Consider the following 24,552-nt stretch of genomic DNA (forward strand, 5'->3'; position numbering starts at 1 on the left):
TCAGAAAATACGATGAGATTTCATACATTTTTGTTAAAATACGGAGAAATTGGAATTAAGGGAAAAAACCGGTATTTATTTGAAGACGCCCTTGTGCGTCAGGTGAGGTATGCCCTGCGCGACGTGGACGGCGAATTCTATGTACACAAGTCCCAGGCGAGGATTTATGTGGATTGCGATGGCGAGTATGACTATGAGGAGACGGTAGAGCATTTGAAAAGGGTATTCGGTATCGTCGGCATCTGTCCTGTCGTGCGCATGGAGGACAGGGGATTTGAGGAGCTGAAGAAGGATGTGGCCGCATATATGGACGAGCTGTATCCAGACAAGAAGATGACGTTCAAGGTGGAGGCGAGACGTGCCAGAAAGACTTATCCGAGGACGTCCATGGAGATGAACCGTGATATTGGCGAGGCGGTTCTGGAAGCGTTTCCGGATATCCGCGTAGATGTACACGACCCGGATGTGATGCTTCATATCGAAGTGCGGGATTCTATCTATGTGTATTCCAAGATTATACCTGGACCGGGCGGAATGCCGGTAGGTACGAACGGGAAGGCGATGCTGCTTCTCTCCGGAGGAATCGACAGCCCGGTGGCCGGCTATATGATATCGAAACGGGGTGTCGGAATCGAGGCCACTTATTTCCATGCGCCGCCGTACACGAGCGAGCGGGCGAAGCAGAAGGTCGTGGATCTGGCTAAGATCGTATCCAGATATGCGGGGCCGGTAAAGCTCCACGTCGTGAATTTTACAGATATCCAGCTCTATATCTATGACCAGTGCCCCCACGATGAGCTGACGATAATCATGCGGCGGTACATGATGCGGATTGCAGAGCATTTTGCCAGGAAGGATGGATGCCTCGGCCTGATCACCGGGGAGAGCATAGGGCAGGTGGCCAGCCAGACGATGCAGAGTCTTGCGGCGACCAACGAAGTGTGTACGCTTCCGGTCTATCGGCCGGTCATCGGGTTTGACAAGCAGGAGATTGTAGATATCGCGGAAAAGATCGATACGTTTGAGACGTCCATACAGCCATTTGAGGACTGCTGTACAATTTTCGTGGCCAAGCATCCGGTGACGAAGCCGAACGTAGAGGTAATCCGCCGTTCAGAAGAAAAGCTGTCTGCAAAAATAGATGAGCTTGTTGACAAGGCGCTGGAGACCGTGGAAATTATAGAAGTGAAATAGTTCTGAATATGAAAAAAGCCTGCCCGCTCATATGAGGCGGTGCAGGCACATTGATTTTCTATGTTTTTTAATATTTAGTCTACGATATATGGTTTCAGGATTTCTAAAACGGTATCCACATCGTTGTCTGCATGAATGTTCAGGTCGATTGGCTTGGATAAATCGAGGCTGAAGATTCCCATGATTGACTTTGCATCGATGACATACCTTCCGGATACTAAATCAAAATCATAATCAAATTTAGTGATTTCATTAACAAAAGACTTTACTTTGTCGATTGAATTTAAAGAGATCTGAACTGTTTTCATTGGACTTAACCCTCCTTGGCTTTCTTTTCATGTTCTATAAACATCTTAAGAGTACAAGGTATAAAAGTCAAGGAACAAACTGCCAAAGAAATTGGAAAAAATTCGTTAAAACTTACAACAATTTGTATACTCTGGGCCGGCATGCCACAGACGCGCTTCTGCCGGCTGAGGGCATCAGTGGATTAGGAGAATCAGTATGAAGAAAGTAGCGCTGCACAACCTGGGGTGCAAGGTCAACGCCTATGAGTCAGAGGCGATGCAGGAACTTCTCGCACAGCACGGATACGAGATAGTGCCATTTGAAGAAGGGGCAGATATATACATTATCAATACATGCACTGTCACAAATATGGCGGACCGCAAATCAAGGCAGATGCTTCACCGGGCGAGGAAGATGAATCCGGACGCAGTTGTCGTGGCCGCGGGGTGTTACGTGCAGGCCCAGGGCGAGGGGGCGGACGACTGCATTGATATCGTGATAGGAAATAACCGCAAAAAGGATTTGATACAGATTCTGAAGGAGTATGAAGACGGCAGATGGGAAGCAGGAGAAGGCCTTGTGGACATCAATCACACCGACGAGTACGAGGAACTGAACTTAAGCCAGACGGCAGAACATACGAGGGCTTACATCAAAGTGCAGGACGGATGCAACCAGTTTTGTTCCTACTGTATCATCCCGTACGCAAGAGGACGTGTCAGGAGCAGGAATAGGGAGAGCGTGCTGGCGGAGGTCAGGAGGCTTGCAGATAGAGGATATAAAGAGGTGGTGCTTACGGGAATACATCTCAGTTCCTACGGCGTTGACACAGGTGACACCCTGCTTGGACTGATTCATGCAGTACATGAGACGGCGGGTCTGGAACGCATCCGGCTTGGCTCCCTGGAACCGGGAATCATAACCGCGGAGTTTGCCGGAGCGCTTGCCGGGCTTCCGAAATTCTGCCCTCACTTCCATCTGTCGCTGCAGAGCGGCTGCAATGCCACGTTGAAGCGGATGAACCGCCGCTATACGGCAGAAGAATATGATGAGAAATGTAAAATGCTGCGTGAATATTTCCAAAATCCGGCGCTGACAACGGATATAATCGTCGGTTTTCCGGGTGAGACGGATGTAGAGTTTGAAGAGTCCAGAGCTTTTATCGACAAGGTGGATTTCTATGAGACACATGTATTTAAATATTCAAAAAGAGAAGGAACAAAAGCCGCTGCGATGGAGAATCAGGTGCCGGATGAGGTGAAGGCGGCACGCAGCGGCATACTGCTCGAACTGAGCCGCAGAAAGCAGGCGGCTTATGAGGCAAAGCTTTTAGGAACGACGGCTGAAGTGCTGGTGGAAGAAACTGTCATGCGAGACGGGGAACTTTATGCAATCGGCCATACGAAAGAATATGTCAAAATTGGACGAAAAGGGTCAGAAAATCTTACAAATAAGGTCATAAATGTAGAAATTGAGAGCCCTTTGCAAATAATTCATTGAATTTTCGGGTGCTATGGTTTAGAATGAAATAGAAGTATTTTTGGAGGACGTGAGTATATGAAGGATTTAAGTAACACCCAGTTTTTTCAGGTAGAAAGCGGTCCACAGATTCAAGCAAAAGATATTCTTGAGATTGTGTACAAAGCATTAAGTGAAAAAGGTTATAATCCGGTCAATCAGATCGTTGGATATATTATGTCAGGAGACCCGACATATATTACGAGCCATAACGGTGCGAGAAGTCTGATTATGAAGATGGAACGGGACGAACTTGTAGAAGAGATGCTTAAGACGTATATTGAGCATAACGGCTGGGTATAATGTCTATGAGAATTATGGGACTGGATTACGGCGAAAAGACTGTCGGTGTAGCTGTCAGCGACCCGTTGGGGCTTACGGCCCAGGGTGTTGAGACGATTTTTCGCAAGGGAGAGAACAAGCTGCGCAGGACATGTGCCCGGATAGAGGAGCTTATCCACGAGTATGAAGTGGAGCGAATCGTGCTTGGGCTTCCGAAGCATATGAATAATGATATTGGAATACGGGCGGAACAGTCATTGAAGTTTGGTGAGATGCTTAAAAAGCGGACCGGCCTTGAGGTCGTGATGTGGGATGAGCGTCTGACTACGGTAGAAGCAGAGCGGACTTTAATTGAAAATAAGGTGAGACGTGAGGACCGCAAGAAGTATATCGATAAGATTGCGGCTGTTTTTATATTGCAGGGATATCTGGATTCCATATATGTGGGACAAGAATAATCTGTGTGAGGTGTTTTAATGGAGAAAATCAAGTTCATGTCTGAAGAGATGCAGGAAGAAGCAGAATTTTTTGTACTGGAGCAGACAAAAGTCAATGGAGTTTCATACATTCTTGTGACAGATTCGGAAGAAGATGATGCAGAATGTCTGATATTAAAAGATACATCAGAAGAAGACGGTTCAGACAGCATCTATGAAATCGTAGAGGACGATGTGGAGGTTGGCGCTGTATCAAAAGTGTTTGAGGAGCTGCTGGAAGATGTTGTTATTGAAAGGTAGTATACTATGTCAGTCAGTCAAGAAAAATTTAAAGAATTACTGAAAGAAAAGGGTCTTAAGGTAACCAATCAAAGGTTGCTTGTATTAGAGGTGCTCGCAGAACATCGTGATAAACACATGGCTGCGGAAGACATTTACGAACTGGTGAAGGAAGACTATCCTGATATTGGATTGGCGACCATTTACCGGACAGTGCAGTTGTTGCTGGAAATGCAATTGGTGGATCGTATCAATCTGGATGATGGGTGTGCGCGTTATGAAATCGGCGAGCTTTTTCTCGGGGAAGCCAAACATCACCATCATCACCTGATATGCAAGACTTGTGGAAAGGTACTGCCCTTTAAAGATGATCTCCTGGAAGAGCTGGAGAGCCATATAGAAGAGGCAACGGGATTCCACGTGTTAGACCACGAATTAAAGTTCTATGGACAATGCAAAGAATGCCTGGAGAGGCAGAATAGTACGGAAAAGCACGTGGAGGTGTAGATTTGAAAAAAGAAAACAATGGAAAACTGCGTATCATTCCACTCGGGGGATTGGAAAAGATTGGAATGAACATTACTGCCTTTGAGTATGAAGACAGTATTATTGTCGTGGACTGCGGTCTGGCATTCCCGGAGGATGACATGCTCGGAATCGATCTCGTCATCCCGGATGTCACTTATTTGAAAGACAATATCCAAAAAGTAAAGGGATTCGTAATCACCCATGGACATGAGGATCATATCGGTGCGCTGTCTTATGTATTGAAGGAGATGAATCTTCCAATATATGCGACGAAGCTCACGATGGGTATTATCGAAAAGAAGCTGACAGAGCACAACCTGCTCAGAAGCACGAGAAGAAAAGTAGTAAAGCACGGACAGTCCATCAACCTTGGACAGTTCAGGATTGAATTTATAAAGACGAACCACAGTATCCAGGATGCGGCGGCTCTGGCGATATATTCACCGGCCGGCATCGTGGTGCACACAGGTGACTTTAAGGTGGACTACACACCGGTGTTCGGTGATGCCATCGACCTGCAGCGGTTTGCGGAGATTGGGAAGAAAGGTGTACTGGCTCTCATGTCTGACAGTACAAACGCAGAGCGTCCCGGCTTTACCCAGTCTGAGCGCACGGTGGGACATACGTTCGACCATATATTTGCGGAACATCAGAACACGAGGATTATCATTGCCACATTTGCGTCTAATGTAGACCGAGTGCAGCAGATTATCAATTCTGCCTGCAAGTATGACCGCAAGGTCGTGGTGGAAGGGCGCAGTATGGTCAATATCATTGCAGTAGCCCGGGAACTGGGATATCTCAATATTCCGGACAATGCGCTTATAGAGATTGACCAGCTTCGGAACTATCCGCCTGAAAAGACCGTCCTTATTACGACGGGAAGCCAGGGAGAGTCTATGGCGGCGCTGTCCAGGATGGCGGCGGATGTGCATAAGAAAGTAACGATTATGCCGGGAGACACGGTAATCTTCAGTTCGAACCCGATACCGGGAAATGAGAAGTCCGTTTCAAAAGTCATCAATGAACTGTCGGCAAAAGGCGCGAATGTCATCTTTCAGGATGCCCATGTATCAGGACATGCCTGCCAGGAAGAGCTGAAGCTCATATATTCGCTCGTAAAACCGAAATATGCAATTCCGGTGCATGGCGAGTACCGCCATTTGAAAGCAAATGCAGCGATAGCCCAGACACTCGGCATTCCTAAAGACAATATCTTTATCCTGCAGTCCGGTGAGGTGCTCGAGCTGAGCGGCAAAGAGGCCAAAGTGGCAGATAAAGTGCACACAGGAGAAATTCTCGTGGACGGCCTCGGGGTAGGGGATGTCGGCAACATCGTTCTCCGCGACAGGCAGCATCTGGCAGAGGATGGTATCCTCATCGTAGTGCTGACACTGGAAAAGGGCAGCAACCAGCTGATGGCCGGACCGGATATCGTATCCCGTGGCTTCGTGTATGTGCGTGAGTCGGAAAAGCTTATGGAAGAGGCGAGAAAAGTAGTTACAAACGCTGTTGAGGACTGCCTGACACATCAGAAGAACGCTGACTGGAGCAAGATAAAGCTCGTAATCCGCGACACGATGAATGAGTATATCTGGAAGAAAACAAAGAGAAGGCCAATGATACTTCCGATTATAATGGATGTATAAAATGTGTTTTGGGACGTGATCTTTTTCAAAAGGGTTACGTCCCAAATTGAACTTTGTGGTGTACCAAAATGGATAAAGGGGTGTACCTGAATGATTGTTGATGAACGAATGGTTACGTATATCCGCAGCCTGGAGATGCCGGAAGTGCCGGTACTTGAGGAGATTGAGCAGGAGGCGGTGGATTCTTTTGTGCCGGTTATCCGGAAGGAGACGCAGAGTTTTCTGAAGGTGATTGTTACTATGTGTCAGCCGAAGCGGATACTTGAAGTGGGGACGGCAGTAGGCTTTTCTGCGTTACTCATGAGCGAGTATGCGCCTGAGGATTGCCGTATCACCACTATAGAAAACTATAAGAAGCGGATTCCGATTGCACGCGGCAATTTCAGGCGTGCAGGGCAGGAAGACAGGATTACGCTTATAGAAGGGGATGCACTGGAAGTGATGAAGGGGCTCGAGGGCCCGTTTGATTTTATTTTCATGGATGCGGCAAAGGGGCAGTACATCCATTATATGCCGGAGGCTGTCCGTCTGCTTACGGATGGGGGAGTCCTGATGTCTGATAATGTACTGCAGGACGGTGATATCATCGAGTCACGGTTCGCGGTTGAGAGGCGCAACCGTACGATTCACAGCCGTATGCGGGAATACTTATATGAATTAAAGCACAGAGAAGATCTGCCCACATCGATTCTTCCCCTTGGAGACGGTGTGGCACTGAGCATAAAACGAGGAGAGAAGAGAGATGGCCAGACAACCTGAGTTGTTGATTCCGGCGAGCAGCCTGGAAGTGTTGAAAACAGCAGTAATATTTGGAGCCGATGCGGTGTATATCGGAGGTGAAGCCTTTGGACTCAGGGCGAAGGCGAAGAATTTCTCCATGGAAGACATGAGAGAAGGAATCCGCTTCGCCCACGCCCATGATGTAAAAGTATACGTGACGGCTAATATACTCGCACATAATGATGATCTGCCCGGGGTGCGGAAATATTTTAAAGAATTGAAGGAAATAGGCCCAGATGCATTTATTATCGCCGATCCGGCAGTCTTTGAGATTGCAGGCGAGATATGTCCTGAAATTGAGCGGCATATAAGCACGCAGGCGAACAACACGAATTACGGGACGTACCTGTTCTGGTGGAAGCAGGGGGCGAAGCGAGTCGTGTCGGCACGAGAGCTATCGCTTGCTGAAATCAAAGAGATACGGGAACATATACCAGAGGAGATGGAGATAGAGAGCTTCGTGCACGGGGCAATGTGCATCTCTTACTCAGGTCGCTGCCTTCTTAGCAATTATTTTACAGGGCGGGACGCTAACAGGGGAGCCTGCACACATCCGTGCCGGTGGAAATATTCTATCGTGGAGGAGACGCGTCCGGGCGAGTATATGCCTGTGTATGAAAATGAGCGGGGCACGTACATTTTCAATTCTAAAGATCTGTGCATGATTGAACATATCCCTGAACTGATTGATGCCGGTATCGACAGCCTCAAGATAGAAGGCCGGATGAAAACCGCGCTGTATGTGGCCACGGTAGCCCGGACTTACCGTAAAGCACTCGATGATTATTCTGAGGATCCGAAACAGTACCGGAAAAACATGCCTTGGTACCTTGACCAGATATCCAACTGCACATACCGGCAGTTTACGACCGGGTTCTACTTCGGCAAACCGGGCGATGAAAGTCAGATATATGACAGCAACACTTATGTGAAGGAATATACGTATCTTGGTATCATCAGCGGCGGGAAGGACGGGATGTACCGCATAGAGCAGCGGAACAAATTCTCTGTAGGCGAGATAGTTGAGATTATGAAGCCGAACGGGGAAAATGTGGAGGTCACGGTCAGGCGGCTCGTAGATGAAGAGGGAAATGAACAGGAAAGCGCGCCTCATCCTAAACAGGTACTGTACGTGGATTTGGGAAGCAGAGCGGATATGTATGACATATTAAGAAGAGCAGAACCATAGAAAGTAAATCTGTATCGCAGGCCTGCCTTATAGGGATTCTCTATAAGGCGGTCTTTTTATTTGCCTTTTTAATTGGCGGTATCAGGCGTGCGGTGATAGGATAACTGTAGGATGCATTTACATTCTGATTAAAATCTAGGAAGAACCATAGGAGGATAAAATGGAGATAATCAGGGAATTGCCGGAAGTATTTGAGGAATTTGCCGAACAGCGTAAAAATTCTTTTTTAGGGGTAAAGGAGCTAAAGGATAAAGGAGTGCCGATCGTAGGCGCCTATTGTACATATTTTCCACAGGAAATCGCCATGGCGATGGGGGCGGCAACCGTGGGCCTGTGCTCCACGTCAGATGAGACGATACCAGAGGCGGAGAAAGACCTGCCGAAGAACTTATGCCCGCTCATCAAGTCAAGCTATGGATTTGCGAAGACGGAGAAATGTCCTTTCTTTTACTTTTCTGATGTAGTCGTCGGTGAGACGACGTGTGACGGCAAGAAGAAAATGTATGAATACATGAAAGAGTTCAAGGACGTGTTCTTGATGGAACTGCCGAATACCCAGGGGGAAGAAGCGCTTAAGCTGTGGAAAAGCGAAATCATCCGATTCAAGGAATATCTGGAAGAGAAGTTTGAGACAGAGATAACGGAAGAGCAGATTCGGGATGCGGTGAAGGTCAATAACGCCTGTAGGCGTTCTCTGAAGAAGCTGTATGAAGTGATGAAAAACGATCCTGCTCCCATAAAAGGGCAGGACTTGTTCAAGGTCCTGTACGGCAGCACCTTCAAGTTAGACCGCGCTGCCATTCCGGGCGAGGTTGACGCATTGGTGGATAAAATCAATAAAGAATACGCCGAAGGAAAGATGGAAGAGAAAAAGCCCCGCATCCTCGTGACAGGATGTCCAATCGGCGGCGCGTCTGAAAAGGTGATTAAGGCGATTGAAGAAAATGGAGGAATCGTAGTGACATATGAGAACTGTACCGGAGCAAAGTCCATCGATAAGCTCGTCAACGAGGACAACCCGGATATATACGATGCACTGGCCAGAAGATATCTGAATATCGGCTGCTCTGTCATGACACCGAATCCAAACCGCCTGGAACTGCTCGGAAGGCTCATCGATGAATATAGAGTCGACGGCGTGGTGGAGATGGTGCTCCAGGCCTGCCACACATACAATGTAGAGACGCTCAGCATCAGAAGGTTCGTAAATGAAAAGAAGAACATACCATATATCAGTGTAGAGACAGATTATTCACAGGCAGATATCGGCCAGCTGAATACAAGGATTGCCGCATTCATCGAAATGCTGTAGGCATGACAAGAAATGAAAAGACCGCCCGGAGGCGGTCTTTTAAAATGTCTGAATATTGTCTGAATTTTGAAAGGGGTCAGACCCCTGTCGCGACAGGGGTCTGACCCCTTTCGTCATTTGCAGGAACAGCCGGGACTTTTATTTTCTGACGAAATACCCTGCTGCCGACAACGCCTGCCAGACACCCGCCGACTACAGCGAATGCCAGGGCGCCGATGACATGTGTTGCAGGATTGAATGCGAACGGCGCTAAAAGTCCCGGAATCGGGGATGCTGTTCCTGGTGCATTATTCACGATATGGAACACTGCAGCTGATATCCCGGCGAATCCTCCGCCGAAGAAATTAGAGCAGTAGATAGGAAGCGGATTGGATGTTATGATGTCGGCCTGCGTTAGCGGCTCCAGCATGACGGCAATGACATTGCTTCTGTCACCAAGCTTCAGCCGGGAGAAGATGAGGCCATTGGTAAAAGAGCCTCCTACACACGCAATGGCGGCAATGCCCATCGCAAGCCCGTCAAGCCCGAGCATGGCAGTCAGTGCCATGGAACTCAGCGGTGACGTGCATATCATCTTTATAATGCCGCCGAGCAGAAAGCCCATGACGATAGGAGACTGTTCCGTGGCAGCGGATATCGTGCCGCCGATAGTGGCAAGAGTCGCGTTGACGGCAGGGTTGACGGCTATGACGATGAGGCGTGCGACAGGTGCAATCAGGAGCGCTCCCCCGATAAGGTTCAGCCCCTCAGGCAGCTTCTTTTCAATAACCGGGGCTATGAGTCCGATGATATAGCCCGCGATAAATCCAGGAAGGATGCCATATCCTCCGACGGCTACGCCGGCGACGATAGCAAGCACAGGATTCGCACCCATGCAGATCGGCACCATGGCGGCGGCAGCGACTCCGCCCAGACCACCGGCTGTCTCGCCAAGGCTGCGGAAGAAGTCTAAGCCGAGCAGATCTCCAGTGATATATTTATGCACAGCTTCTACGAGAAACGTGGCGATAGCAGCGTTGGCCATGCCGGACATGGCGAGCTGGCCCTTTGGCATCTTCAGGCTGAAGAGCGAGAAACCGGCTAGAGTGACGAGCAGTAATCCTATTCCCGATACAATTGTGAACATTTTTCTACCTCTCAATTCTTAATGATGATTTCATAAATAATTCCGTTCTCATATTGATGAAACCAATATACAAGTCAGGTTTCAAAAAGTTACAGATGGTAACAAAATTGACATAAAAAAACAGTACCATACGGAATTTTGTGATAATTCACAAAATGACCATAATGATACTGTTAATTCTGCCCATAGATAATTACTGCTGGTTCTGGCTGTAAACGACAAGCGCATTCAGGAAGTTCTTGATTTTAACATTGCCATGCCTGTCACTCTTTCCCCGGATATAGTCCATCTCTCTGCGCACCTGTTCAAAATTGTAAAGCGTATTAGAATATTCCGTAAATATCTCATTGCCATAGTCTTCGATGCCGAGATGGGCAATATTTACCATCCCGGTGTTGGCGGCCCGGCGGATACGCTGTTCCATGGACTTCGGCGAATCACTGAACCTTCCGCACAGCTCCCCAAGCGTCATGTCGTTGATCTGTCCATCGTGCTCCAGCAGATATTCGACAGCCATGGCGATATCCCGGCTTCCGATATCACCGCTGATTCCAAGCCTCTGAAGTATATTCGTCAGCACGGTTCTCGAAGCACCGGCGGCAGATGCAGTCCGTTCCGGTTCATGAGAGTGGGAAGGCATCTCGTCCATAAAAATATGCTGCATCTTCTGTACCGTCCGCTGCATAGTAAGATGCCTGCTAACCTTAGAGATGACATTTTCCACCTCCACGCTGTTCACCGGCTTCTGTATAAAATATTCGACGCCTGCCTCATAGGCAGACGCAATCATATCCTTGGAAGATACCTGTGACAGCATGATAAAAGCCGTCTGCGGAAGGAACTCAACCGCTTTTCTGACAAAAGTGATACCGTCCATGTCAGCCATGAGCAGATCCACGATTATAATATCCGGGGCGAGCATACGCACGTCTTCCAGCGCATCGGTTCCACTCAGAGACGTGCCACATACGACGCCAAGGTTCCGGTTTGTGATAATCAGCTTCAATATATTCAGTATGTTCCTGTCATCATCAATCAAGTAAAATTTCATCTAAACAACCACCTTCATTTTTTCTTGAGGAATTTTAATGGTAAATGTCGTTCTTCCAGGGATGGATGAAAGTTCAAGCGTTCCGCCGAACTGGTCCTCCACAAGATCTTTGACCAGATTCAGCCCAAGCCCCCGGTTCACCTCTCCTGTCGAAAAGTTAATCTTTGTAGAAAAGCCAGTCTTGAATATATCAGACTGGTCTTCTGCGGGGACACCGGGTCCGTCATCCGTAACCGTGAATATGTACATGCCATTCTCTGCCTGCTCTCCTGCATATATATGTACTTCATCCTTTTCAGCCGCTTCCAGCGCATTAACGAACAGGTTCCGGAAGACTGACATAAGGGCATAGTGCCTGTTCGTGTATATCCGGTCGCGGCAGTCCGCCACCATCGTCAGCCTCTTCTTGTGCTCCGCAGCAGATAGGATCATCGTATCCTTCAGAAGGTCCAGCAGCTCATCCACGTACATGCCGTCCCCTTCCAGTTCCTCATCGAGCGCCTCTGATATCCCCCTCATGATGAGCAGATATTCCTTCTTAACCTCATGGATGTCTTTGGCTACCTTAAGTGCAGATCTGGCAAGCTGGCTGCTTTCGTCCGCCTCCCTTAACCGTTCGTAAAGGCGATAGGAAGTGTTCATCGTATCTTCAATAAGTGTGGTATTCTTCTTCATCCACATGACCTCGCCGTCCAGCTTGGAGATTAGCAGGACAAGCCGCTTGTAGCGCTCCTCATGCTCCTGTTTGAGCAGGAGCAGCCTGTAATGTGCGAACACGGTCAGGACACACCATATTACTGCAGTACGGGCGGCAGCGGCCAGCAGTATGCTTGCCTGAGCCTTCGGTGTAAACGCTTCGAGACGGATGCGGAACAGAAGTTCGATTAGATTTGCACCGTAATCTATGGCAAAAAGCGGCAGGATTGCCCGGTTCCTGTCAAGACGGCGACCTGTGAGGCTGCGGGTATACAGATAGAACGCCAGACCATAACAGAGATAAAAGATCACTTCCGGATAATAAGACCGAACGGCTCCTGACAGACGGCCATTCTGCAGCCAGACGAGGAGCAGCCTGGATGCAAATACTCCGGCAGCACCGGCCACGGTTACCGGAATGACCGGGAAAGACTGCGCGATGAATAAAAACGCCGGAAAGCATATGACAGCTACAGACAGTTTGAAATCTGTGATAAACAAGTTGATATTAAGCTGCGCTGCCAGTGTAATGGCAAGGCTGAAGAAAATAATATTTCCAAAAGACTTTTTCATGATATACCTCTCTTCTATCTAATATAGCCTCTTCCTGCCCCTTTGTATAGGAAAATTTTATATGGAAAAGCACAAAAGCTTCTGTTTTCACATAGACTATATCAAATACGCCAAGAGGTGCTTTCCTTGAAATCTTTTCCCCAACCCCTCACTGCCTCGGAAGAAAGATATTACATGCAAAAATATACGGAGGGAGACCTTGAAGCAAAACATGTTCTCATAGAACGGAACCTGCGCCTCGTTGCCCATATCGTTAAGAAGTACCAGTCACTGGAAGAAGACAACGAAGACCTGCTCTCTATCGGCACGATTGGGCTTATAAAAGCTGTGGTGACCTTTAACCCCGATAAAAGCGTCCGCCTCGGCACCTATGCAGCCCGGTGTATCGAAAACGAGATATTGATGTATCTCCGTTCAAAAAAGAAGTCATCCAAAGAAGTATCACTCTACGAACCGATAGGTACAGACCGCGAAGGAAATGAAATCCAGCTGTTTGACATTATCGAGACCGACGAGGATGATGCACACAGAAAAGTTGCACTGAAGGATGATATACGGCTTCTTTATGAGAAGGTGGAAGGAGAGCTCTCACAGAGGGAGCGTCTTGTACTGAAGATGAGATATGGCCTGTATAATGAAGAAGAGTATACGCAGCGGGAGATAGCCAGACGCTTAGGCATCTCTCGTTCTTATGTGTCAAGGATTGAAAAAAGTGCAATAGAAAAGCTGCGCGAGTATTTTTAATACCCGCGCGGCTTTTCTATTGCACTTTTTGCCGTTCTATTGACATCATCCGCCATATTCGTTATGATAATTCTACATTTTGCGGGGCATTCTGACCCCGGAAAGGCAAATCCGGCCAGCATCGGCCACCGACCCTACAAAAAGCAATATGAAAAAATGAAAAGGAGAATGCGAATGAGTTTCAGTACAGTACTGTCTGCGGCCATAGAAGGGCTTTCGGTAGAATTCGTCCATGTGGAAGCAGATATCAGCAACGGCCTTCCGATGTTCCATATGGTAGGCTACCTGTCATCAGAGGTAAAAGAAGCATCTGAGCGGGTGCGCACTGCAGTGCGCAATTCCGGGATAGAGCTTCCGGCGAAAAAGATAGTCATCAATCTGTCGCCTGCGACCGTGAAGAAGAGAGGCGCGGCCTTCGACCTCCCGATTGCCGCGGCTATCCTGGCGTCACTGGCGCTTGTGCCGGAGGAAAGTCTTGCACATACGCTTATTATCGGCGAGCTGAGCCTGGACGGCCGCCTGAGGGAGGTGGCGGGCATCCTTCCTGTCGTGATGGCAGCCCGGGAAGCAGGGTGCCATACATGCATCCTTCCGAAAGCCAATGCGGCAGAAGCATCCCTTGTAGAGGACATCAAGATTATCGGGGCCGAATGGCTGAAAGAAGTATATGATTTTCTCAACGGCTTACTTGAGCTGGAATCAGAACAGTACAAGGCGCCACATAGATTGTGCGGCTCCGCCGGGCCGCAGCCTGACTACAGAGAGATACACGGGCAGGAAGCAGTGAAGCGTGCCGTAGAAGTTGCCGTAGCGGGAGGGCACAATGTCCTGCTGGTCGGACCTCCGGGGAGTGGAAAGTCGATGATAGCCAGACGGATACCGACGATACTTCCCCCATTGACACTGGAAGAGAGCCTTGAGATTACGAAGGTATATAGCATTATGGGACTGGTGGACAAGGAACATCCCCTCGTGGCTGATCGACCGTACAGAAGCGTACATCACACGGTTACGAGGAGTGCCCTCATCGGAGGAGGGATGATACCATCTCCGGGCGAAATCAGTCTGGCACACGGCGGGGTGCTGTTTCTGGATGAGCTGACAGAATTTCAGAAGCCAGTACTGGAGGTGCTGCGGCAGCCGCTGGAAGAGAAAACGATACGGATTACAAGGAAGCATGGAAGTTACGTATTTCCTGCCGATTTTATCCTCGTTGCCGCCCTGAACCCATGTCCGTGCGGGAATTACCCGGATCTTGAACGCTGCACCTGCACGCCGGGACAGATCCAGCACTACCTCGCCAAAATCAGCCAGCCGTTTCTGGATAGAATTGATATATGCGTGGAGGCTCCGAGAGTGGATTACAGGAGCCTGAAAGTAGAATATGGGAGTGAAAGCTCACAAACGATAAGAGAACGTGTATGCCGGGCAAGAGAGCGCCAGAAAATCCGGTATCAAACACTCGGATTGATGACCAATGCGTCCTTGCCTGCCAGAGAGCTGAAGGATTACTGCAGCCTTGGCACTGAAGAAGAATCTGTCATAGAACAGGCATTTGAAAGGCTCGGGCTTACTGCCAGAACATACCATAAGACCATCCGGGTAGCCAGAACGATTGCCGACCTGGCGGGAGCTGATAACATCAGCGCGGCACATATCAGAGAGGCGATCGGATATAGGATGATGAATAAAAAGTATTGGGGGAGGTAAATGCATGGAAATGGCTTATGAATACTGGCTTGCTAGCGTCAGGCACGTGCCCGCCCGTAAAAAAATTATGCTTCGTTCCGAATATACAGATGCAAGTCAGATATATTATATAGAAGAAACGAGACTTTATTTTACGGAGTATCTAAGCACGAGAGAAGCTGAGGCGGTCATTGCATCCCGTATATCATGGGATGTGGAAAAGAATTACAAAGAATTATGCGATAAGAATATAAGCATCGTTCCCTATTTTCACGAAGGGTATCCTGGGCGGCTGAAGGAAACGGCAGGCCCGCCCTACGCCCTGTATGTAAAAGGGCGTCTTCCCGACCCTGGCAAACCTGCGGCGGCTATCGTGGGAGCAAGAAGATGCAGCATATATGGTATAGAGCAGACGGAAAAGTTTTCCAGAAGGCTGGCGCAGGCAGGCGTAGAGATTATCAGCGGCATGGCTCTCGGCATCGACGGAGCCGGACAGAGAGCGGCACTGGATGCAGGCTGCGGCACTTACGCCGTGCTTGGCTGCGGCGCAGACCTGTGCTACCCAAGGGAGCATATCGGATTGTACATGGACATACAGAAGCAGGGAGGCCTCCTGTCTGAGTATCCCCCCGGTACACAGCCGCTGCGCGCTTATTTCCCGGAACGGAACCGGATTATAAGCGCGCTGGCCGACATCGTGCTCATCATGGAGGCAAGAGAGAAAAGCGGCTCCCTTATCACAGCCGATTTTGCACTGGAACAGGGAAAGGATATCTACGTACTTCCAGGACCTGTGACAAGTCCGTTAAGCCGTGGATGCAACAATCTGATCAGGCAGGGTGCGGGCATTCTTTCTACACCGGATGAGCTTCTTGCGGATATGGGTATGCACGTCAACAGCTTTGGACAAAAATCTGACAAAAATGAAAAAATGCTTGAAAGTCCCGAAAATATGGTGTATAGTTGTCTCGGTTTATGTCCGAAGAGCATGCACCAGCTTTCAAGGGAGACCGGATTAGCCCCCGGGGAGCTTTTGGAGCGTCTGGTCACATTGGAACTGCAAGGATATATCAAGGAAATATCAAAGAATTATTATGTGAGATTAAACGGATGAAAATAAAACTGACGGCTAGTTATTAATGGAGGAAGCAATATATGGCGCGTAATCTTGTAATCGTGGAGTCACCTGCCAAGGTGAAGACAATAAAAAAGTTTTTGGGAAGCAATTATGCGGTGACCGCATCGAACGGTCATGTGAGGGATCTGCCAAAGAGCCAGCTCGGCGTGGATCCGGAGAATGACTATGAACCCAAATATATCACCATCAGGGGTAAGGGCGAGATTCTTGCCAACTTGAGAAAAGAAGTCAAGAAAGCCGATAAGATATATCTGGCGACAGACCCGGACCGTGAGGGTGAGGCCATATCATGGCACCTGAAGCAGGCACTGAAGCTGGAAAATAAAAAAGTATACCGTATCAGTTTTAACGAGATTACAAAAAGTGCAGTAAAAGCTTCCCTGAAAAATGCAAGGGAAATCGATATGGATCTGGTAGACGCGCAGCAGGCCCGGCGCGTGCTCGACCGTGTCGTGGGTTATAAGATAAGCCCTCTGCTGTGGGCCAAGGTCAAAAGAGGGTTAAGCGCCGGCCGTGTACAGTCGGTTGCGCTCAGAATCATCGCTGACAGGGAAGAAGAAATCAACGCCTTCATTCCGGAGGAATACTGGACCCTGGATGCGAATTTGAACGTAGAAGGTGAGAAGAAGCTTCTGACAGCCAAATTCTACGGTACGAAAGACAAGAAGATGACAATCGGCTCCAGGGAAGAACTGGACAGGATACTGGCAGAAGTAGAAAAAGCGGACTATTCTGTTGCGGATATCAAAAAAGGGGAACGGGTGAAAAAAGCGCCGGTACCTTTTACGACGAGCACGCTCCAGCAGGAAGCTTCGAAAGCGTTGAACTTCGCGACACAGAAGACGATGAGGATTGCACAGCAGCTCTATGAAGGGATAGACATCAAAGGGAATGGAACCGTCGGCCTGATTACGTATCTGCGTACAGACTCAACTAGAATATCGGAGGAGGCCGATGAAAGCGCAAGAGCGTATATCGGGGAGCATTACGGAACAGAATATGTAGCAGCAGGCAGCACAAAAGGGAAAGACGACAAAAAGATACAGGACGCACATGAGGCCATCCGTCCTTCCGATGTGACGAGGACGCCGGCCGCTATGAAAGAATCTCTTTCCAGAGACCAGTTCCGCCTCTACCAGCTCGTATGGAAACGTTTTGTGGCAAGCAGGATGCAGCCGGCAAGATATGAGACGACATCTGTAAAGATTGCGGCGGGAGATTACCGCTTTACAGTGGCGGCCTCGAAGATTGTGTTTGAAGGATTCCGCTCTGTATACACAGAGGCGGACGAGGAGAAAGAGACAGGGAACGTACTGCTCAGAGGCCTTGATATGGACACGAAGCTCACAAAAGAAAGTTTTGACTCAAAGCAGCATTTTACACAGCCGCCGGCACACTACACGGAGGCCGGGCTTGTGAAGACGCTGGAGGAACTTGGAATCGGCCGTCCGAGTACGTATGCGCCGACAATCTCCACGATCATTGCAAGACGTTATGTGGCAAAAGAAAACAAGAATCTGTATATAACGGAACTTGGCGAAGTCGTGAACAACATGATGAAGCAGTCATTTCCGAGTATCGTAGATGTAAACTTTACCGCCAATATGGAAAGCCTGCTGGACGGAGTGGCGGAAGGCAAGGTAAAGTGGAAGACGATTATTGAGAATTTTTATCCAGATTTGGAAGATGCAGTGAATCTTGCAGAGGAAGAGCTGGAGAAGGTCAAGATTGAGGATGAAGTGACGGATGTCGTCTGCGACCAGTGCGGCCGCAATATGGTCATAAAATATGGTCCACACGGCCGGTTCCTTGCCTGCCCGGGCTTCCCGGACTGCAGGAATACGAAACCTTATCTGGAGAAGGTAGGCGTTCCGTGCCCTGTGTGCGGCAAGGATGTAGTCATCCGAAAGACGAAAAAGGGCAGGAAATACTATGGATGTGAAGACAATCCGGATTGCGAGTTCATGTCCTGGCAGAAACCATCCACGAAAAAGTGCCCCCGATGCGGAAGCTATATGGTCGAAAAGGGAAATAAACTGCTCTGCAGCAGCGAACAATGTGGATATGTAGAAAATAGGGAAAATAGTAAAAAATAATTAGGAAATTGATTGAAAAAAAATGAATTGTATGATAATATAGCATTCAAAGGATGGAGGAATGTGAATGAGTGTACAATTGTTAGATAAAACCAGAAAAATCAATAAATTACTTCATAATAATAATTCCAGCAAAGTAGTATTTAACGATATATGTGAAGTGCTCACAGAGATATTAGAATCTAACGTGCTGGTGGTGAGCAAGAAGGGTAAGATTCTTGGAGGAAGCAGGGCAGACGGCGTGCCGGTTATCAGGGAGCTGATTGAGCAGGAAGTCGGCAAGCATATCGATGAGATGCTGAATGAACGGCTTCTGAGCATACTGTCCACGAAGGAGAATGTAAACCTTCAGACGCTCGGATTTTCTGAAGATGCCGTAAAGGGCTATCAGGCCATCATAACCCCCATCGATATCGCGGGTGAGAGGCTCGGCACATTATTTATCTATAAGAAGGATGAAATGTACGAGATAGACGATATCATCTTGAGCGAGTACGGGACCACGGTAGTCGGTCTGGAGATGCTCCGGTCTGTCAATGAAGAGAGTGCCGAGGAGACGAGGAAGGAACATATCGTCCAGTCTGCCATCAGCACGCTCTCATATTCTGAACTGGAGGCGATTATCCATATCTTTGAGGAGCTGGATGGAACCGAAGGCATTCTGGTGGCGAGCAAGATTGCCGACAGGGTTGGAATCACAAGGTCAGTCATTGTCAATGCGCTGCGTAAGTTTGAGAGTGCAGGCGTCATCGAGTCGCGGTCTTCCGGAATGAAGGGCACCTATATCAAAGTGGTGAATGATTATGTATTTACAGAGCTTGAGAGGATCAAGGCTGAGCGAATGAAATAATATAGAAATAAAAGGGTATCGGGAAACTGATACCCTTATTTTGAAGGGAGCAGTTATTATGTACGAGGGAAGGCCTGTGGACATGCAGATGGAACGGATGATACTCGATGAGGGCTTTTTTGATCAGACAATATATCAATGCGAAATAATCACGTATAAACCAGAGGAAGAACGGATATATTTATTATCTAAAAGGACGGAGCTGCCGGTATTTTCCCTGGACGGAATCTACAGATGTACGATAGCGGCAGAGGAAGGCCTTGTCGAGTGCAGCGGCAGCATAACGGAACGCTACTGGAACAAGCTTGGCCGGGTGATGGTGTTCCGGCTCAAGAACGGATTTTATAAAAAAGTTGTAAACTAAATATAAAGTGTGTTGACAAAATAAAAAGAGAGTGCTATTTTATATCTAGAGTCTTTTAGCACTCTCTTTTTGCGAGTGCTGACAAAATAGATAACAATAAGGAGGAATAAATATGAAATTAGTACCATTAGGAGACAGAGTTGTATTGAAACAATTAGTTGCAGAAGAGACTACAAAGTCAGGTATCGTATTACCGGGTCAGTCAAAAGAGAAGCCACAGCAGGCGGAAGTAGTAGCTGTAGGGCCTGGTGGGGTAGTGGACGGAAAAGAAGTCCAGATGAACGTAGAAGAAGGACAGCAGGTTATTTATTCCAAATATGCCGGCACGACAGTCGAGGTTGACGAAGAAGAGTTTATTATTGTAAAGCAGGATGACATCCTGGCAATACTTAAGTAACAGCTTTTGAATAAGAAACATTAATATAATTTAGGAGGCAGATAATTATGGCAAAGGAAATTAAATACGGCGCTGAAGCAAGAGCAGCATTAGAATCAGGAGTAAATCAGCTGGCAGATACGGTAAGGGTAACGCTTGGACCAAAAGGACGCAACGTAGTGCTCGACAAATCTTTCGGGGCACCGCTGATAACAAACGACGGTGTTACGATTGCCAAGGAGATTGAGCTGGAGGATGCATTTGAGAATATGGGAGCTCAGCTTATCAAAGAAGTTGCATCTAAGACGAACGATGTGGCAGGTGACGGAACGACGACAGCTACCGTGCTTGCACAGGCGATGGTGCACGAAGGAATCAAGAACCTGGCGGCTGGCGCCAATCCGATCATTCTCCGCAAAGGAATGAAGAAGGCAACAGATGTTGCAGTAGAAGCCATTGCAGGAATGTCCAGCAAGATTAAGGACAAAGAGCAGATTGCCAAAGTTGCCGCTATCTCCGCAGGAGACCAGGAGGTAGGAGAGATGGTAGCGGACGCGATGGAAAAGGTATCCAACGACGGCGTTATTACGATTGAAGAGTCCAAGACGATGAAGACAGAACTTGACCTTGTAGAAGGTATGCAGTTTGACCGTGGATACATTTCTGCATATATGGCTACAGATATGGATAAGATGGAAGCTAACCTGGAGGACCCATATATCCTCATTACAGACAAGAAGATATCCAACATCCAGGAGATTCTCCCGCTGCTTGAGCAGATTGTACAGTCCGGTTCAAGACTTCTTATCATCGCAGAGGATATCGAAGGTGAAGCGCTTACGACATTGATCGTGAACAAACTGCGCGGTACATTCAATGTCGCGGCTGTCAAAGCTCCGGGGTATGGAGACAGAAGAAAAGAGATGCTGCAGGATATCGCAATCCTCACTGGCGGACAGGTGATTTCAGAAGAGCTTGGCCTTGACCTGAAAGAGACGACAATGGATCAGCTTGGACGTGCGAAATCCGTCAAAGTGCAGAAAGAAAATACGGTTATCGTTGATGGTATGGGCGAAAAAGATAAGATTACAGACAGAGTGTCTCAGATTAAGAAGCAGATTGAAGAGACGACATCTGATTTTGACAGAGAAAAATTACAGGAAAGACTTGCCAAGCTGGCAGGTGGCGTTGCAGTTATCCGTGTAGGGGCAGCGACAGAGACAGAGATGAAGGAAGCGAAGCTCCGCATGGAAGATGCTCTGGCAGCAACGAGAGCTGCTGTTGAGGAAGGTATTATCGCAGGTGGCGGCTCTGCATACATCCATGCAGCCAAAGAAGTGGAAGCGCTTGCGCAGAAGCTTACCGGCGATGAGAAGACAGGGGCTAACGTCGTATTGAAATCACTGGAAGCTCCACTGTTCCACATTGCGGCTAATGCAGGGCTGGAAGGTTCCGTAATTATCAACAAAGTAAATGAATCCAAATCAGGAACAGGATTTGACGTACTGACAGAAGAGTATGTAGACATGGTAGAAAACGGCATCCTGGATCCTGCCAAGGTGACAAGAAGTGCGCTTCAGAACGCTACAAGCGTTGCTTCCACACTGCTTACGACAGAATCTGTAGTTGCCAATATCAAAGAAGATATACCGCCTATGCCGGCAGGCGGCGCAGGTGGCATGGGAATGATGTAATCACCGGCTTCTCTATAAAGTATGAAAATTTTGAAAACTCCTCTCACGAGGAGTTTTCTTTTTACCATAATATGTGTTACAATAATTACACCTATTATTTTGGAGGATTTGCAGATGAGCGATTATTATACGGAACAACTCGTAAAGAAAAGGACAGATATGAAAGATGTGTTCATCAAGGCGCTGCTTGTGGCGCTCACCATCGTATCGGTCCTTATCGTCTTTATGTTCCCTTTTGGAATCATTCTGCCGGTGGGAATGATCGTACTGGATGTCTTCATGTTCAGAAGAATGAATGTAGAATATGAATACTTGTATGTGAACGGGGATCTGGATATTGATAAGATTATGAACAAGGCGAAGCGAAAGAGAGTATTTTCCGCACATGTCAACGACTTGGAACTTCTGGCGCCTGTAAGGGATCTGGAACTGCGGCAGCATGCGGACGCAAAGACATTTGACTTCAGCTCGAGGAGCGAAGGGGCGCGTCTTTACGCCTTGGTCGTCGTCGACAGGGGACAGAAGAAGAAAGTGATATTTGAGCCCAATGATACGATAATAGAAGGATTTAAGATGCTGGCGCCGAGAAAGGTGGCCCAGTAGCATATTCCGCAGACATCTGTAAAAAGAAAACGAAAAGCGGTTGACAAGTACGGGTATCATTGGTTATTATAGCAGTTAAATCATAACAACAGATGGAAGAAAGAGAGGATAAAAGTATCATGGGAAAAATTATTGGAGAAGGTATTACATTTGATGACGTTCTGCTCGTACCAGGCTATTCAGAAGTGATTCCAAACCAAGTTGACCTGTCAACATATCTGACGAAGAATATCAAGCTGAATATACCGATGATGAGCGCAGGCATGGATACGGTTACGGAGCACCGTATGGCTATCGCCATGGCGAGACAGGGCGGAATCGGTATTATCCACAAGAATATGCCTATTGAACAGCAGGCAGAGGAAGTGGACAAGGTAAAGCGGTCTGAAAATGGGGTAATTACAGATCCTTTCTATCTGTCACCGGAACATACGCTGGCAGACGCCAATGACCTTATGTCCAAGTTCCGGATTTCCGGTGTGCCGATAACAGAGGGGAAAAGGTTAGTCGGCATCATTACGAACCGTGATTTGAAATTCGAGGAAGATTTCTCAAAGAAGATCAAAGAATCTATGACTTCTGAAGGGCTAATCACCGCGCCGGAAGGCATCACGCTGAACGAAGCGAAGAAGATTCTGGCGAAGGCACGCAAAGAGAAGCTTCCGATTGTAGATAAAGATTTTAACCTGAAAGGGCTCATTACGATAAAAGATATTGAAAAGCAGATAAAATATCCTCTGTCTGCGAAAGATGAACAAGGGCGTCTGCTCTGCGGCGCCGCTGTAGGCATCACGGCCAACTGTATCGACCGTGTGCAGGAACTTGTCAATGCCAAGGTTGATGTAATCGTCATGGATTCCGCTCACGGCCATTCAGCCAATGTGCTGAAGACTGTGGATATGGTGAAGACGAAGTTCCCGGAACTTCAGGTGATTGCCGGGAATGTCGCTACCGGAGAAGGTGCCGGAGCGCTTATAAAAGCCGGGGTAGATGCGGTCAAAGTAGGTATCGGTCCAGGCTCCATCTGTACGACCCGTATCGTGGCAGGCATCGGCGTGCCGCAGATTACGGCTGTTATGAATAGTTATGAAGTTGCGGACAAGTATGGTATCCCGATTATTGCAGACGGCGGCATCAAATACTCTGGCGATATGACGAAGGCAATTGCTGCCGGAGCCAATGTTTGTATGATGGGCAGCATCTTTGCCGGCTGTGATGAGAGCCCCGGAACATTTGAACTGTTCCAGGGAAGGAAATATAAAGTGTACCGCGGAATGGGGTCCATCGCGGCTATGGAAAACGGCAGCAAAGACCGTTACTTCCAGACAGACGCCAAGAAACTTGTACCGGAAGGCGTGGAAGGACGCGTCGCGTACAAGGGAACGGTCGAGGACACGGTATTCCAGCTTATGGGCGGCCTGCGTTCCGGTATGGGATACTGCGGAACCGGCACTATCGAAGATTTGAAGACAAAGGCACAGTTTGTAAAGATTTCAGCGGCATCATTAAAAGAGAGCCATCCCCATGATATACACATAACGAAAGAAGCGCCGAACTACAGCGTAGATGAATAAATGGGAGTTTAAGTAAATTAGGCGGCGTGCGGGGAGCCGGGTGGCAGATGCTTCGATGCGTACGAGGCTCCGACTATTTCACGTATCCCTAACCCTCCGGAATGCGCGCCGATAGCGGCTTGCATCCCGCAGGATAAGGGCTACGGAAAGGATTCTCCGCCTCTCCCGCTTACACCTGCGCATCTCCCACCCGGCTCCCCGTCCGCTATCTACTTTACTAACAAGGGCGTGAGCGGCCGTGTGACGTTACTGGCCAGCGGATGAACGCTGGCTGCGTCAGCTAGATGGAAAATGGTAGCAAGCTTAGTGTATACAGCACATACAGTTTAAAACGTTGTATATTATCGTAGTTAAACGTTTGCAGCGAGGCGTACACGCCGTTGCTGCTGGAAGAGCCGGAGTCAGGCAAGGGATGTTATCTCACATAACAGCCCTGTACCTGATACCGGCTCTTCCTCATTATAATTCCATTTCGCCAAGGGTTTCAACTTGACGCATCTTTTATTCATATAGCCACACAAG

The 24,552-nt window shown here is 48.2% G+C and carries 24 protein-coding genes; 20 read left to right on the forward strand and 4 right to left on the reverse strand.

Annotation, left to right across the window (positions count from 1 at the left end):
* Positions 1-12 precede the first annotated feature (12 nt).
* Positions 13-1,194: a tRNA uracil 4-sulfurtransferase ThiI gene (thiI, locus tag HMPREF0980_RS02265; RefSeq protein WP_049727515.1), complete on the forward strand. Its 1,182-nt coding sequence runs from the start codon at positions 13-15 to the stop codon at positions 1,192-1,194.
* 74 nt (positions 1,195-1,268) lie between these two features.
* Here thiI and HMPREF0980_RS02270 read toward each other — a convergent pair whose 3' ends face one another.
* Complete coding sequence (locus HMPREF0980_RS02270; RefSeq protein ID WP_049727516.1) at positions 1,269-1,502, reverse strand: HPr family phosphocarrier protein; 234 nt, start codon at positions 1,500-1,502, stop codon at positions 1,269-1,271.
* 196 nt (positions 1,503-1,698) lie between these two features.
* Between HMPREF0980_RS02270 and mtaB the strand changes: the two genes are divergently transcribed.
* From mtaB to HMPREF0980_RS02315, 9 genes are all read left to right on the forward strand, one after another.
* Positions 1,699-2,982 (forward strand): tRNA (N(6)-L-threonylcarbamoyladenosine(37)-C(2))-methylthiotransferase MtaB, encoded by a 1,284-nt coding sequence (gene mtaB / locus HMPREF0980_RS02275; RefSeq protein WP_049727517.1) that lies wholly within the window; start codon positions 1,699-1,701, stop codon positions 2,980-2,982.
* 57 nt (positions 2,983-3,039) lie between these two features.
* The gene (locus HMPREF0980_RS02280) at positions 3,040-3,303 is read left to right on the forward strand and encodes an IreB family regulatory phosphoprotein (RefSeq protein WP_006442140.1); all 264 of its coding nucleotides are present in this window, start codon (positions 3,040-3,042) and stop codon (positions 3,301-3,303) included.
* 5 nt (positions 3,304-3,308) lie between these two features.
* Entirely contained in the window at positions 3,309-3,740 is a 432-nt protein-coding gene (ruvX, locus tag HMPREF0980_RS02285) for a Holliday junction resolvase RuvX (RefSeq protein WP_049728296.1), read from the forward strand.
* An 18-nt stretch (positions 3,741-3,758) separates the two neighbouring features.
* Positions 3,759-4,019 (forward strand): DUF1292 domain-containing protein, encoded by a 261-nt coding sequence (locus tag HMPREF0980_RS02290; protein WP_049727518.1) that lies wholly within the window; start codon positions 3,759-3,761, stop codon positions 4,017-4,019.
* 6 nt (positions 4,020-4,025) lie between these two features.
* Complete coding sequence (locus HMPREF0980_RS02295; RefSeq protein WP_049727519.1) at positions 4,026-4,505, forward strand: Fur family transcriptional regulator; 480 nt, start codon at positions 4,026-4,028, stop codon at positions 4,503-4,505.
* 2 nt (positions 4,506-4,507) lie between these two features.
* Positions 4,508-6,175, forward strand: coding sequence for a ribonuclease J (locus tag HMPREF0980_RS02300; protein ID WP_049727520.1), 1,668 nt, complete (start codon positions 4,508-4,510; stop codon positions 6,173-6,175).
* Positions 6,176-6,265: 90 nt separating this feature from the next.
* Positions 6,266-6,934, forward strand: coding sequence for an O-methyltransferase (locus tag HMPREF0980_RS02305; protein WP_049727521.1), 669 nt, complete (start codon positions 6,266-6,268; stop codon positions 6,932-6,934).
* The gene (locus HMPREF0980_RS02310) at positions 6,918-8,144 is read left to right on the forward strand and encodes a peptidase U32 family protein (RefSeq protein WP_049727522.1); all 1,227 of its coding nucleotides are present in this window, start codon (positions 6,918-6,920) and stop codon (positions 8,142-8,144) included. Before HMPREF0980_RS02305 ends, HMPREF0980_RS02310 begins: the two co-directional genes overlap by 17 nt.
* A 160-nt stretch (positions 8,145-8,304) precedes the next feature.
* On the forward strand, positions 8,305-9,456 hold the full coding sequence (locus HMPREF0980_RS02315) for a double-cubane-cluster-containing anaerobic reductase (protein WP_049727523.1): 1,152 nt from the start codon (positions 8,305-8,307) through the stop codon (positions 9,454-9,456).
* A gap of 76 nt (positions 9,457-9,532) precedes the next feature.
* Here HMPREF0980_RS02315 and HMPREF0980_RS02320 read toward each other — a convergent pair whose 3' ends face one another.
* From HMPREF0980_RS02320 to HMPREF0980_RS02330, 3 genes are all read right to left on the reverse strand, one after another.
* On the reverse strand, positions 9,533-10,582 hold the full coding sequence (locus tag HMPREF0980_RS02320; protein ID WP_049727524.1) for a PTS sugar transporter subunit IIC: 1,050 nt from the start codon (positions 10,580-10,582) through the stop codon (positions 9,533-9,535).
* A 193-nt stretch (positions 10,583-10,775) separates the two neighbouring features.
* The gene (locus tag HMPREF0980_RS02325) at positions 10,776-11,633 is read right to left on the reverse strand and encodes a DNA-binding domain-containing protein (RefSeq protein WP_049727525.1); all 858 of its coding nucleotides are present in this window, start codon (positions 11,631-11,633) and stop codon (positions 10,776-10,778) included.
* Positions 11,634-12,902 carry an ATP-binding protein gene (locus HMPREF0980_RS02330; protein ID WP_049727526.1) on the reverse strand — a complete coding sequence of 423 codons (1,269 nt, stop codon included), beginning with the start codon at positions 12,900-12,902 and terminating at the stop codon, positions 11,634-11,636.
* A gap of 174 nt (positions 12,903-13,076) precedes the next feature.
* On the opposite strand from HMPREF0980_RS02330, the gene sigK reads away from it, so the two are divergent.
* From sigK to guaB, 10 genes are all read left to right on the forward strand, one after another.
* Positions 13,077-13,646, forward strand: a complete 570-nt coding sequence (gene sigK / locus HMPREF0980_RS02335) for an RNA polymerase sporulation sigma factor SigK (protein WP_049727527.1) — start codon at positions 13,077-13,079, stop codon at positions 13,644-13,646.
* A gap of 174 nt (positions 13,647-13,820) precedes the next feature.
* Complete coding sequence (locus tag HMPREF0980_RS02340; protein WP_049727528.1) at positions 13,821-15,356, forward strand: YifB family Mg chelatase-like AAA ATPase; 1,536 nt, start codon at positions 13,821-13,823, stop codon at positions 15,354-15,356.
* A 10-nt stretch (positions 15,357-15,366) separates the two neighbouring features.
* Positions 15,367-16,449, forward strand: coding sequence for a DNA-processing protein DprA (dprA, locus tag HMPREF0980_RS02345; protein ID WP_049728297.1), 1,083 nt, complete (start codon positions 15,367-15,369; stop codon positions 16,447-16,449).
* Between the two features lie 41 nt (positions 16,450-16,490).
* On the forward strand, positions 16,491-18,569 hold the full coding sequence (topA, locus tag HMPREF0980_RS02350) for a type I DNA topoisomerase (protein WP_049727529.1): 2,079 nt from the start codon (positions 16,491-16,493) through the stop codon (positions 18,567-18,569).
* Between the two features lie 67 nt (positions 18,570-18,636).
* Entirely contained in the window at positions 18,637-19,419 is a 783-nt protein-coding gene (gene codY / locus HMPREF0980_RS02355) for a GTP-sensing pleiotropic transcriptional regulator CodY (RefSeq protein ID WP_049727530.1), read from the forward strand.
* Between the two features lie 58 nt (positions 19,420-19,477).
* A complete protein-coding gene (locus HMPREF0980_RS02360) occupies positions 19,478-19,783 on the forward strand; it encodes a hypothetical protein (RefSeq protein ID WP_049727531.1) in 306 nt (101 codons plus the stop codon).
* A 112-nt stretch (positions 19,784-19,895) separates the two neighbouring features.
* A complete protein-coding gene (locus tag HMPREF0980_RS02365) occupies positions 19,896-20,180 on the forward strand; it encodes a co-chaperone GroES (RefSeq protein ID WP_049727532.1) in 285 nt (94 codons plus the stop codon).
* 47 nt (positions 20,181-20,227) lie between these two features.
* Positions 20,228-21,853, forward strand: coding sequence for a chaperonin GroEL (gene groL / locus HMPREF0980_RS02370; protein WP_049727533.1), 1,626 nt, complete (start codon positions 20,228-20,230; stop codon positions 21,851-21,853).
* A 114-nt stretch (positions 21,854-21,967) separates the two neighbouring features.
* A complete protein-coding gene (locus HMPREF0980_RS02375; protein WP_049727534.1) occupies positions 21,968-22,456 on the forward strand; it encodes a DUF6106 family protein in 489 nt (162 codons plus the stop codon).
* Positions 22,457-22,575: 119 nt separating this feature from the next.
* Positions 22,576-24,030 (forward strand): IMP dehydrogenase, encoded by a 1,455-nt coding sequence (gene guaB, locus HMPREF0980_RS02380; protein WP_049727535.1) that lies wholly within the window; start codon positions 22,576-22,578, stop codon positions 24,028-24,030.
* Positions 24,031-24,552: the final 522 nt, after the last annotated feature.

The organism is Dorea sp. D27 (assembly GCF_001185345.1).
Lineage (GTDB): Bacteria > Bacillota > Clostridia > Lachnospirales > Lachnospiraceae > Extibacter.